Annotated in this window: 13 protein-coding genes and 1 tRNA gene; 5 read left to right on the top strand and 9 right to left on the bottom strand. The window is 63.1% G+C overall.

What is annotated here, in order from left to right:
- Positions 1-1,085: signal recognition particle protein (locus Q7V20_RS15930; protein WP_304793227.1), on the top strand; the 1,085-nt coding region annotated here is incomplete at its 5' end.
- Positions 1,086-1,355: 270 nt separating this feature from the next.
- The gene (locus tag Q7V20_RS15925; RefSeq protein WP_304793224.1) at positions 1,356-2,081 is read left to right on the top strand and encodes a DUF2726 domain-containing protein; all 726 of its coding nucleotides are present in this window, start codon (positions 1,356-1,358) and stop codon (positions 2,079-2,081) included.
- A gap of 12 nt (positions 2,082-2,093) precedes the next feature.
- On the opposite strand, the gene ftsY is transcribed toward Q7V20_RS15925, so the two are convergent.
- Positions 2,094-3,209 (bottom strand): signal recognition particle-docking protein FtsY, encoded by a 1,116-nt coding sequence (gene ftsY, locus Q7V20_RS15920; protein ID WP_304793221.1) that lies wholly within the window; start codon positions 3,207-3,209, stop codon positions 2,094-2,096.
- A gap of 58 nt (positions 3,210-3,267) precedes the next feature.
- Between ftsY and rsmD the strand changes: the two genes are divergently transcribed.
- Genes rsmD through Q7V20_RS15905 form a run of 3 tightly spaced genes read left to right on the top strand, consistent with a single transcriptional unit; the run spans position 3,268 to position 4,816 of the window.
- Positions 3,268-3,972 (top strand): 16S rRNA (guanine(966)-N(2))-methyltransferase RsmD, encoded by a 705-nt coding sequence (gene rsmD, locus Q7V20_RS15915; protein ID WP_304793218.1) that lies wholly within the window; start codon positions 3,268-3,270, stop codon positions 3,970-3,972.
- A 35-nt stretch (positions 3,973-4,007) separates the two neighbouring features.
- Positions 4,008-4,517, top strand: coding sequence for a pantetheine-phosphate adenylyltransferase (gene coaD, locus Q7V20_RS15910; RefSeq protein ID WP_304793215.1), 510 nt, complete (start codon positions 4,008-4,010; stop codon positions 4,515-4,517).
- 14 nt (positions 4,518-4,531) lie between these two features.
- Positions 4,532-4,816, top strand: coding sequence for a YfhL family 4Fe-4S dicluster ferredoxin (locus Q7V20_RS15905; RefSeq protein WP_304793212.1), 285 nt, complete (start codon positions 4,532-4,534; stop codon positions 4,814-4,816).
- On the opposite strand, the gene Q7V20_RS15900 is transcribed toward Q7V20_RS15905, so the two are convergent.
- From Q7V20_RS15900 to Q7V20_RS15865, 8 genes are all read right to left on the bottom strand, one after another.
- The gene (locus Q7V20_RS15900) at positions 4,808-5,242 is read right to left on the bottom strand and encodes a hypothetical protein (RefSeq protein ID WP_304793208.1); all 435 of its coding nucleotides are present in this window, start codon (positions 5,240-5,242) and stop codon (positions 4,808-4,810) included. The genes Q7V20_RS15905 and Q7V20_RS15900 overlap by 9 nt on opposite strands.
- Before the next feature lie 38 nt (positions 5,243-5,280).
- Positions 5,281-5,913 carry an aminoacyl-tRNA hydrolase gene (pth, locus tag Q7V20_RS15895; RefSeq protein WP_304793206.1) on the bottom strand — a complete coding sequence of 211 codons (633 nt, stop codon included), beginning with the start codon at positions 5,911-5,913 and terminating at the stop codon, positions 5,281-5,283.
- 92 nt (positions 5,914-6,005) lie between these two features.
- Positions 6,006-6,629: a 50S ribosomal protein L25/general stress protein Ctc gene (locus tag Q7V20_RS15890; RefSeq protein ID WP_304793203.1), complete on the bottom strand. Its 624-nt coding sequence runs from the start codon at positions 6,627-6,629 to the stop codon at positions 6,006-6,008.
- A gap of 93 nt (positions 6,630-6,722) precedes the next feature.
- Entirely contained in the window at positions 6,723-7,685 is a 963-nt protein-coding gene (locus Q7V20_RS15885) for a ribose-phosphate pyrophosphokinase (protein ID WP_230179354.1), read from the bottom strand.
- Between the two features lie 131 nt (positions 7,686-7,816).
- Positions 7,817-7,893 (bottom strand) — tRNA-Gln (locus Q7V20_RS15880).
- A 153-nt stretch (positions 7,894-8,046) separates the two neighbouring features.
- Positions 8,047-8,919 carry a 4-(cytidine 5'-diphospho)-2-C-methyl-D-erythritol kinase gene (ispE, locus tag Q7V20_RS15875; RefSeq protein ID WP_304793236.1) on the bottom strand — a complete coding sequence of 291 codons (873 nt, stop codon included), beginning with the start codon at positions 8,917-8,919 and terminating at the stop codon, positions 8,047-8,049.
- A gap of 7 nt (positions 8,920-8,926) precedes the next feature.
- Positions 8,927-9,490 carry an outer membrane lipoprotein LolB gene (locus Q7V20_RS15870; RefSeq protein WP_304793200.1) on the bottom strand — a complete coding sequence of 188 codons (564 nt, stop codon included), beginning with the start codon at positions 9,488-9,490 and terminating at the stop codon, positions 8,927-8,929.
- The gene (locus Q7V20_RS15865) at positions 9,487-11,322 is read right to left on the bottom strand and encodes a tetratricopeptide repeat protein (protein ID WP_304793197.1); all 1,836 of its coding nucleotides are present in this window, start codon (positions 11,320-11,322) and stop codon (positions 9,487-9,489) included. The genes Q7V20_RS15870 and Q7V20_RS15865 overlap by 4 nt, the downstream gene beginning before the upstream one ends.
- Positions 11,323-11,372: the final 50 nt, after the last annotated feature.

Below are 11,372 nucleotides of genomic sequence, written 5' to 3'. Positions count from 1 at the left end.
CCGCGATCATCCTGATGGCGGGCTTGCAAGGCGCGGGCAAGACCACGACCACGGCCAAGCTGGCCAAGCACCTGATTGAAAAGCGCAAGAAGAAAGTGCTGACGGTCTCCGCCGACGTGTACCGTCCAGCCGCCATCGAGCAGCTCAAGATGGTGACGGGCCAGGCCGGCGCCGAATGGTTCCCGTCCACCCCCGATCAAAAGCCACGCGACATTGTGTTGGCGGCCATCGATCACGCGCGCAAGCATTTCTTCGACGTGCTGCTGGTGGACACGGCAGGCCGCTTGGCCATCGACGAAGTGCTGATGGCCGAGATCAAGGAGCTGCACGCCCTGCTCAACCCGGTTGAAACCCTGTTCGTGGTTGATGCCATGCAGGGCCAGGACGCCATCAACACGGCCAAGGCCTTCAAGGACGCCTTGCCCTTGACCGGCGTGGTGTTGACCAAGCTGGACGGCGACTCACGCGGTGGTGCGGCTCTGTCGGTCCGGCAGATCACGGGCGTGCCCATCAAATTCGCGGGCATTTCTGAAAAGATCGACGGCCTGGAAGTGTTCGACGCCGATCGCCATGCTGGCCGCGTGCTGGGCATGGGCGACATCGTCGCGCTGGTCGAAGAAGTCACCAAAGGTGTCGACGTGGCGGCGGCGCAGAAGCTGGCCGACAAGGTCAAATCCGGCGTTGATTTTGACCTGGACGACTTCCTGGCTCAGCTCAGCCAGATGAAGAAGATGGGTGGCCTGTCGGGCCTGATGGACAAGCTTCCGTCCGAACTGGCCAGCAAGGCCGGTGGCGCCGACATGGACAAAGCCGAGCGCGACATGCGCCGCATGGAAGGCATGATCAACGCGATGACCAAGCTGGAGCGCAAGAAGCCCGCGCTGCTGATGGATGGAAAGAGCAAGGCCAGCCGCAAGCGCCGCATCGCCACGGGTGCTGGCGTGCAGATCCAGGACGTCAACCGCATGCTCAACCAGTTTGACCAGATGCGCCAGATGATGAAGAAAATGAAGGGCGGCGGCCTGATGAAGATGATGAAGCGCATGGGCGGGATGAAGGGCATGCCGGGCATGGGTGGGCGCTGACAGGTGCTGGCGGGCGCAACACCGCCGCCTACGTTTGAAACGCTTTGTCACCGCATTGACCGCAAGCCCGCATTGACCCGTGATGCCCAGACTGGTACTTTCCACTTGAGTCATGCCGGCCATGTGCCGATGTTGTCGATGGGGCCTGTTTGATCGGGCTGGTGTCGATTGGTTTTTCGGGCGTGGATGGTTTCAATGGCAGTTTTGAATGCATGGTGGCCAGCTGTTCTGGCTATTTTGGTTTTGGTGGGTTTGTGCGGAGTGGGGCTGGTGCTGAGGTCGCGCCGTGGCGCGCCCAAATCGCAGCGGCGCGTTGCAGGCACCTCTTCTGTCGAGGCGGGTGACACCCTGGCGGCCTGGAGCCCCACCGCGACGCGGGTCCTGACCCGGTCAGAGCGTGAGGCTTATCACGTTTTGCGCAAGGCTCTGCCTGATCACATGGTGCTGGCGCAGGTGCCCTTGGCCCGGTTTCTGCGCGTGCCCACGCGCAACTCCTACAGCGAGTGGTTGCGCCGCGTGGGTTCCATCTGCGCCGACCTGGTGGTGTGCGACGACTCGTCCCAGGTGATCGCCGTGGTCGAGTTGCGCCAGCCAGTCAAACAGGAAAAGCCGCGCACCGTGCGCCGCCATGCCCGCATGGACCGCGTGCTGGCTGCCGCCGGCATCCCCGTGTATGTGTGGCTGGAAGGGGCCTTGCCTGGCCCTGCTGTGGCCCGCGAAGCCGTGCTGGGCGCGGCCTTGACCATGCCCAAGCGGCCGGTCGGCACCAACAGCCAGACACGGCGCAGTGCGGAGGCCGCGGCGGTGGTTGCTTCCATGCAATCAGCGGGCGCCATGCATGGCATGTCCGTCAATGAAAACGACAACGACTTCAACCCGGATGATTTTGCCGACGACGAAGCCGAGCGCAAAGAGCCGCCGCCATCAACCTGGTTCGATGACCTGGAGTCCAGCCCCGTTCCACTGGAAGAGGCTTCCACGTCGTCGCGGCACTGAGGTGCCGCGGTATCAGGTCAGCAAGGCCTGAGCGAACTCGCGTGCATTGAAGGTCTGCAGGTCTTCCAGCTTTTCACCCACGCCCACGAAGTACACCGGCACCGCCCCACCCGGGCGGCCGCGTGACCACAGCGCAATGGCGGCCAGCACGCCGCCTTTGGCCGTGCCGTCCAGCTTGGTCACCACCAAGCCCGTCAGGCCCAGCGCCTCGTCAAATGCCTTGACCTGAGAGAGCGCGTTCTGGCCCGTGTTGCCATCGACCACGAGCAAGACCTCGTGGGGGGCACCGTCCATGGCCTTGCCGATCACGCGCTTGACCTTGCGCAACTCGTCCATCAAATGGAGTTGGGTGGCCAGGCGTCCGGCCGTGTCGGCAATGACCACGTCGCAACCGCGCGCACGCCCTGCCTGCACGGCATCGAAAGTCACCGCTGCGGGGTCGCCATTCTCCTGGCTGACGATGTCCACGCGATTGCGGTCGGCCCACACCAGCAACTGTTCGCGCGCGGCGGCGCGGAAGGTGTCGGCGGCGGCCAGCAGCACGCGCTGGTTGGAGTCGCTGAGGTGGCGGGTGAGCTTGCCGATGGTGGTGGTCTTGCCGGCGCCATTCACCCCCGCCACCATGATCACGGTGGGCGTGTGTTGGCCCACGGCCAGCGATTGCTCCAGCGGTTTGAGCAGCTCGGTGATGGCCTCGATCAGCAAAACCTTCACGGCCGCAGGATCGCTCGCTTTGGCCTCCTTGACGCGGCGTTTGAGGTCGGCCAGCAAGTGCTCGGTCGCAGCCACGCCAGCATCGGCCATCAGCAAGGCGGCTTCCAGTTCTTCGTACAGCGCATCGTCGATCTGCGTGCCCGTGAAGACCTGCGAAATGCTGGAACTGGTCTTGCGCAATCCCGCCTTGAGCTTGTCCATCCACGAGCGGCGCTCCACCACGGGCTCCGGGGCGGGTTTGACGGGCGTGGGCACTGGTGGTGTGACGAGCGCCGAGGGGGGGGCTGCAAGCACAGGTGCACTGGCAGGCGCGGCAACGGGTGCAGCGCGTGTCTCGGGAGCCAGGGCGGCGGGTGGGTCTGCTGGCGCGGGGCTGCCGCCCAGGCCCAGCTTTTTCTTGATGAAACTGAACATGCTGGGATTGTAGGGTGGGGGTTTCTACAATCGGGGCTTTCCCACGGACCTCTTTTTGATGAAGCCACCTCGTTCAGCCCGCACCGCCCCGTCCAGCAAGTCAACCGCCAGCCCATCTGGTGTGGCGCTGAAGGCGGCTGAGAAAGTGGCCTCACACGCGGCGCAAGAGGTGCGTCTGATTGGGGGGCGATGGAAGCGCACCCCTTTGGCCGTGCCCGTGGTCGCTGGTTTGCGCCCCACGCCCAGCCGCGTGCGCGAGACCTTGTTCAACTGGCTGGGCCAGGACCTGTCTGGCTGGCGCGTGCTGGACGCCTTTGCCGGTACCGGCGCCTTGGGTTTCGAGGCGGCCTCTCGGGGGGCCGAATCGGTGTGCCTGCTGGAGCGGGAGGCCGTGCTGGTCAAGTCGCTGCGCGCCACCCAGGCCAAGCTGGCGGCCGAACAAGTTCAGATCGTGCAGGCCGATGCGTTGACCTGGATGGCCCGCCTCTCAGGCACAGCGCCCGGCTTTGACCTGGTCTTGCTGGACCCGCCTTTTGACGCTGGCCTGTTTGAACAAGCCTTGCTGACCGCCTGCCGCTGCGTGCCCGAAGGCGGCTGGATTTACCTTGAGGCACCTGCGCCTTTTTCGGACGCGACCGACCCTGTTGGGGCGGTGCCCGGCCTGCGTGTTCACCGGCAAGGCCGTGCCGGTGCGGTGCACTATCACCTTTTTCAGCGTGTGGAAGGTGGTGTGGGCGTGTCGCGGCCAGCCGCTGGCGACTAAACTGACACCCTTTGGTTCTGACATTGACCGCGCCGATGCCTTCATCTTCGCCCCTGACCGCTGTCTACCCAGGCACTTTCGACCCCATGACCCTGGGTCATGCCGACCTGATGCGTCGCGCGGCCCGCTTGTTCGATCGGCTCATCGTGGCGGTCGCGGCGGGCCACCACAAGCGCACCATGTTCAGCGTTGAAGAGCGCCTGTCCATGGCGCAGGAACTGGCGTCCAAGCATCCCAACGTCGAGGTGATCGCCTTTGCCGGCCTGCTGCGCGACTTCGTGGTGGGCCACGACGGCAAGGTGGTGGTGCGGGGCCTGCGCGCGGTCAGTGACTTTGAATACGAATTCCAGATGGCCGGCATGAACCGCCAATTGATGCCCGACGTGGAAACGCTGTTCCTGACCCCGTCCGATCAATACCAGTTCGTGTCGGGCACCTTCGTGCGCGAAATCGCCATGCTGGGTGGCGACGTGTCCAAGTTCGTGGCGCCCAGTGTTCTGGAGCGACTCAAGGCCCGCGTTGTGGCCTCGCAGGTCGGCGCATGAGAGGCGCCTGAGCGATGGCCCTGAAGATCACCGACGAATGCATCAATTGCGATGTGTGTGAACCGGAATGCCCGAACCAGGCCATTTCGATGGGCGAATCCATCTATGTGATCGACCCAGCCCGCTGCACCGAGTGTGTGGGTCACTTTGGCGAGCCTCAATGCGTTCAGGTCTGCCCGGTGGAGTGCATCCCGCTTGATCCACTCCATGCAGAGTCAGCCGAGCAGTTGATGGCGAAGTACAAACTCCTGCAAGGGCTGGCTGCTCAGGCCAAAGCTTTCTCCAATCCTTCAGCTTGATTTGGCCGATTTGCCCTTGTCCTTGGGCACTTTGACGGTGAAGGGGCGCGGTCGCTTCAAGGTTTGACCTTGCGTTGAAGGGCTGGTCCACTTGGGTTGGCGTTTGCTGGGGTCGTCCATGGCGATGGGACGTTGCCCTTTTGATGCCTTTTCCTGGCGGCGTCGTTCGCGTTCCAACTGCTTGCCCAGCTTCGCGGTGGTCTGCGTGGCCTGGGTGGTGTGCTGTTGTTGCGCCTTGGTGCGGTGATCAATCACATCCACAGCACGCCCACCATCGCAGGCTTGATGCTGGTAGCGCACCCCGGTGAGCGACTCGCAACGGTAGGTGGTGGTGGCTTGTGCGCACGTGCCCGCCAGCCACAGCGTGGTGGCCAGCATCGCGGGCCAATGGTGCGCGCGGCCTGTGCTGCTCCAATCTTTGAGCATGTGTTTCTCCCTGTTTTTTTAATGATGTTTGTTGCGGCTTAGTCGGGCTTGGGTTCGCTCACCGGTGGCGCGAGCGGCGGCCTGGGTGGCTTGGGCCTGGGCGGTTGGGCATGCACCAGCAAGGTGGCCTTGGCCATGTCTCCCGCGATGAACGCCTCGGTGGCATCCAGGGCCTGGGCGATGCATTTGTCGATGGCCTGGCGTTCGGCTTGAGGTGGCTTGCGCAGCACATAGGCCGCCACCTCGGTCTTGATGCCGGGGTGGCCAATGCCCAGGCGAAGCCGCCAGTATTCAGGCGAGCCCAACTGCGCGTGGATGTCTCGCAGGCCGTTGTGACCGGCGTGGCCACCACTGTTCTTGAGTTTGACCTGGCCAGGCAGCAGGTCGAGTTCATCGTGCGCCACCAGGATCTCGCTGGGCAGGATCTTGAAGAACTTGGCCAGGGCCGCCACCGACTTGCCCGAAACATTCATGTAGGTTTGCGGTTGCAGCAGCCACACCGGCCCGCCGGGCAGGTTGGCGCGCGCGACGAAGCCGTGGTAACTGCGGTCAGCCACCAGGTTGACGTTCAAGCGGCGTGCCAACGAGTCGATCCACCAGAAGCCGGCGTTGTGGCGGGTGTCTTCGTATTCAGGGCCGGGGTTGCCCAGGCCAACAAACAGTCGAATCATGATGGGTTGCGATGATGAAGGGGGCTTGTCCAAAAGAAAAGCCCCGCCAAAGCGGGGCTTGACGGGGCTTTTTGTTCAAGAGACCAAGAAGATTACTTCTTGCCCTTCTTGCCCTTGGCGGGTTCAGCTGCGGCCACAGGGGCGGCGATGATTTCTTCAGCCACGGGCTCAACCACGGTTGCGATGGCGGGGTTCTTGCGGCCGTGCGTCAACACCTTGATGCCAGCGCCGAAGTCGACGTCGTCCAGGTGCAGCGTTTGACCCTTGACCATGGCGATCAGGTCGATGGTCAGGTGCTCAGGCAATTGCTCGGCCAGGCATTCCACTTCCAGCTCGCTCACCACGTGCGTGATGGTGCACTTGTCGATCTTGACCGCAGGTGCTTCAGCTTCATTGATGAAGTGCAGGGGGATCTTCTTGTGGATGCGCGTGGTGGCATCAACACGTTGGAAGTCCACGTGCAGCACTTGTTGCTTGTAAGGGTGCAGCTGGTAATCACGCAGCAGAACCTTTTGCACGTTGCCAGCCAGTTCCATCTCGAGGATGGACGAGTGGAAGGCTTCCTTGCGCATGGCGTGGTACAGCGCGTTGTGATCGACTTCGATCGTGGTGGCTTCGCCAGCACCGTAAACGATGCCAGGAACTTTGCCGACGAGACGCAGGCGGCGGCTCGCTCCGGTCCCCTGCAGACTACGCTCAAAAGCGGTGAATTTCATGGATAACTCCAGTATGGATAAAGCGCCCGCGACCAGGCGCTTGGGAAAAAGACCACCTTCAGGCTTGCGCCCCGGGCGGTCAGGAAAGTCGGATCAGAAGTTGTTGTTCTGCTCCGAGAAGAGGGAGGTGACCGAGTCACCATCGGAGATGCGGCGAATCGTTTCGGCGAACAGGAAGGCGGCCGACAGTTGGCGGATCTTCTTGCACTCCTTGCCGGCATCATTCAGGGGAATGGTGTTGGCGATGACGACTTCGTCGAGCTGCGAATTCTTGATGCGTTCAATGGCCTGGCCAGAGAACACGGGGTGCGTGCAATACGCGTAGACGTTCTTGGCGCCGCGCTCCTTCAACACTTCAGCCGCTTTGACCAAGGTGCCGGCGGTGTCGATCATGTCGTCCATGATCACGCAGTTGCGGCCATCGATCTCGCCAATGACGTGCATCACTTCAGAGACATTGGCCTTGGGGCGGCGCTTGTCGATGATGGCCAGGTCGCAACCCAGTTGCTTGGCCAGCGCACGGGCGCGGACCACGCCGCCCACGTCGGGCGACACCACGACCAGGTCGTCGTAACCCTTGGATTGCAGGTCGGACAGCAACACGGGCGACGCGTAGATGTTGTCGACCGGGATGTTGAAGAAGCCCTGGATCTGGTCGGCGTGCAGGTCCATGGTCAACAGGCGGTTGACGCCCACGGCTTCCAGCATGTTGGCCACGACGCGGGCCGAGATGGCCACGCGGGTAGAGCGCGGACGGCGATCCTGGCGGGCGTAGCCGTAGTAAGGGATGACGGCGGTGATGCGTTGGGCCGAGGCGCGCTTGAGCGCGTCGACCATGATGCACAACTCCATCAGGTGGTCGTTGGTCGGGGCGCAGGTGGACTGCACCACGAAGACTTCGCGGCCACGCACGTTTTGCTGGATCTCGACCGTGGTTTCACCATCCGAGAAGCTGCCAACGGCGGCCTTGCCCAGCTCGGCACCCAGGTGCGAGGCGATTTCTTGGGCAAGCGCCGGATTGGAGTTGCCAGTGAACAGGACGGTGTCGGATAGCATGGGCGGCAGACGGCGGTGAAATTGCATCTTGCCCATGCGCCTTGCCCTTGATCGGTGCGGCTGAACGGTCAGCCGCAGGCGGAGGTGACGGGCAATGTGCGTGCGTTCTTGAGAACGTACTGAAGAAATTCTGGCAGGGGAAGAAGGATTCGAACCTTCGCATGTCGGAATCAAAATCCGATGCCTTAACCAACTTGGCGACTCCCCTACACGGGATCCGGTGGCCTTCGCTTTTCAGGGAAGATCACCGAAACCGGTAGCTTGTTCTCTCATGCGAGAAGCCTCACAGTATAGCCGGTTTTTTGCGACTGCCGCAAGTTCTTGGGTTTTTTTCGCTGTTTGTGCATGACGCTGAAAAAAATCAGGTCAAAGCATCAAACAGCGGGTGGCGACCCAGAACGCGGCAGAGGCGTCCGGCCCATGAGGGATCATCCAGGGACACGTCAGCAGGCGTGAATGACTGGTTGGTTGCGGGCGCCTCCAACCAGGAGAACACCGCGCTGCCGGAACCTGTCATGCGACTGTTGCCGAAGCGTCTCTGCATGATCTCAAGTGCCTGGTTGATCTGACTGTTGTAGCGCTCTGCGGGAGCTTGCAAGTCGTTGCGGCCAAAGCACTTGGGCGCTGCAAGAAAGAGCGAAATTGTAGCAGCTTCGGTGTCGCGGGAAAGGTGCGGGCTGGCAAAAATGGCCTGTGTCGGCACAACCACAGGGGGTTTCAGTACCGCCAAGGGGGTGCTGATCAACTCGGCGGGCAGGGCGATGGGCATGATCTGCTCGCCGATGCCCTCGACCCAGGCGTTGTGGCCGTGGATGAAAAAAGGCACGTCGGCGCCCAGTTGAACGGCCAGCTCGGCCAGCCGATCGCGGTGCCAGTGCAGGCCCCACAGTTGGTTCAATGCCAGCAGCACGGTGGCCGCGTCGGAACTGCCGCCGCCCATGCCAGCGCCCCACGGCACCTGTTTGTCGATGTGGATATCGGCGCCTTGCGAGGTGCCGCTTTCCTTCTGGAGCAAGCGTGCAGCGCGCAGGCAGAGGTCATCGGTGGGCAAGGCCGGGCCCAGGTCGTGCCGCTGCAATTGGCCATCGTCGCGGGTGTCGATGTGCAGGGTGTCGGCCCAGTCGATCAACACGAACACTGATTGCAGCAGGTGGTAACCGTCATCACGCCTGCCTGTGATGTGCAGGAAGAGGTTGAGCTTGGCGGGCGCGGCCAGGTTGTGCAGGCTGGGCATGGTGGTGTCAGCGGTCGAGCCGGATTCGAACGGTGATGCCACGCAGCGTGGTGCTGGCAGGGCGCTGGGCGATGAGTCGTCCGATGCCGATCTCGGTGGTGTCGATTTGCCAGCCGCTTTGCTCGAACGATTTGGCTTGGGTATTGATGGGGTCGGGCAGGCCGGGGGCAGGTCTGCCTTGCACCCAGTGCATCAAGGCGGCCAGGGGCAAGGGTTCGCCCAGCACCTCCTGGCTGAGTTCGCCCAGGGTGTCGAAGTGCCGGTTGCCCTGGTCGGTTTGCAGCCAGGCGTCCGCGTCGGTCCAATGCACGCGGGCCACCTGGCTGCCCATGGGGGTCATCAGGTCCAGTTGGCCACCTTGCGGTCCCCCATTGAAGAAGAAGCCCATGCTCAGGCCTTTGGCTTCCTGGCCTTGAAATGCTTGCAGCTTGACGCTGAGCTGGCCTTGCAAGGCCAGTTGGTCTGCCGACGTGGACTGTCGTGCAGCGTCGGACGGCCGCGCCGGGAATTGCGAGCAGGCGCTCAGGCAGGCCAGCAGCGCGGCGGCGATCCAGGCACGTTTCGGGATCACAGCTGGACTTGCAGGCGCTTGATGGTGTCGAGCAAGGACTCGTTCTTGGCGTCGCGTGCCTGGGCCTTGCGCCAGATCTTGATGGCTTCGTCGCGTTCGCCTTGCGCCCACATCACTTCGCCCAGGTGGGCGGCGATTTCAGCATCGGGGCGTGCTTGGTAGGCTTGGCGCAGCAACACCAGGGCCTCGGGGATCCGACCGCTTCGGAACTCCAGCCAGCCCAGGCTGTCGGTGATGAAGGGGTCACCGGGGCGCAGTTCCAGGGCCTTGCGGATCAGGATGCGGGCTTCATCCAGGCGCAGGTTGCGGTCGGCCAAGCTGTAGCCCAGAGCATTGTACGAATTGGGGTTGTCGGGTTTGAGCTCGATGGCCCGCCGCAACATCTTTTCCATCTCGTCGTACCTTTGCAGGTGCTCGGCCAGCATGGCCTGCTCGTAGAGCAGATCGGCGTCGTCCGGGAAGCGTTGGTTGGCCTCGGCCATCACGCTGTAGGCGGCGTCCCATTCGTTGAGGTCGCGCAGCAGCTGGGTTTCGGCTTGCAATTTGGCCAGGGCATCGCGTGGTTCGCTCTCCGGCATGGCGCGGATCAGGGCGCGGCCTTCCTTCAGTTTGCCTTGCTTGGCCATGAGCTTGGCGCGCTGGCTCTGGATGAGCAGGCTGTCGTCGGATTTTTCAACGCGTTGCAGCCATGCCAGGGCGGCTTGCCAGTTACCGCGTTGCTCCTCGACCTGGGCCAGCAGGGTGTAGGCCTGCTCTTCGCTGGTGTCGGCGTCCAGGGCCACCTGTGCCTGATCAAGCGTGGCCGATTTGCCCTCCACAGCGGCTGACTTGTCAGGCGTTTGTTTTTTCAGTGCCAGGAAACGCTGCAGGGCCACCTCGGCCAGGTCTGGCTGGCGCAGCTCCAGGCGCACGGCGGCCAAGGTCAGCCAGGCGCTGATCTGCTCAGGTTGAGCCTGGACCACGCTGTCCAGTTGCTCGGCGGCCTCGTCCATGCGCTGCAAGCCTGCCAGCTTGCGCGCATAGGCCAGGCGCAGCAGCTTGGGGGCGTCGCTGCGCGCGAGTTGCTCTCGGATCAGGTCTTCGGCGCCGGGGGCCTCTTCCATCAGGTTGATGGCCAACAAGCCGGCCCCGAGGCTTTGAGGCTGCAGCGCTTTGGCCTTCTTGGCGGCTTCGAATGCTTTTGCGGTGTCTTTGGCGGCGAGCCAGCCTTCGCCACTGGCCACCCAGGCTTCGGCCAGTGCGGGCTGGCGCTGGCGCCATGGTTGGGTGACTTCATCAATCACTTGCGCGGCGGCCCGGCGGTCGGCCAATCGGGCCAGCGAGCGGGGCAGCGAGGCAATCATCAGGGGTTGCTGCGGGGTGGGGCTGAGCTGGATGAGTGATTTGAGCGGATCGACCAGTTCTTTGCTTCGGCCCAGCGCCAGCAAAATCTGCACGGTGAACTCGGCCGCCTCTTTGGAGTGAGGGGAAACCTGACGCCAGGCTTTGGCTGCCGTCAGGGCCTCTTCGCCCGCGCGGGCTTGAAGGGCGATCTCGACCGCGCGTTTGAAGAGTTCCGGATTGCGGTGCTTGCGCGCCAGTTCCAGATAAATCTGATAGGCCGACCCGACGTTGCCGCTGCGCGCCTGAACCTCGCTCACCAGGGTTTGGTAGAACAAGGCCCCGTCCATGCGGGAGTTCTGAAATGCGGGCGCGGGCGCGGTCTCTGCGGTGGACGCAGCATCTGCCGCCCAGGACAGGTTGGGGCCGCCCAGCAACAGCCCGCTCAGGGCCAAGGCCTGGCCGAGGGCTTTCAAGGAGTGGGGAAGCTTGGTGGCAGTCAGTGCAGGCATGAACTCTCCGTGTTTGTGGCCATTCTATTGATACGGCATCGATAATGCGG

Origin of the sequence: Aquabacterium sp., from assembly GCF_030652515.1 — a bacterium.
Classification (GTDB): domain Bacteria; phylum Pseudomonadota; class Gammaproteobacteria; order Burkholderiales; family Burkholderiaceae_C; genus Aquabacterium.
This window is presented reverse-complemented; position numbering and strand designations above follow the sequence as displayed.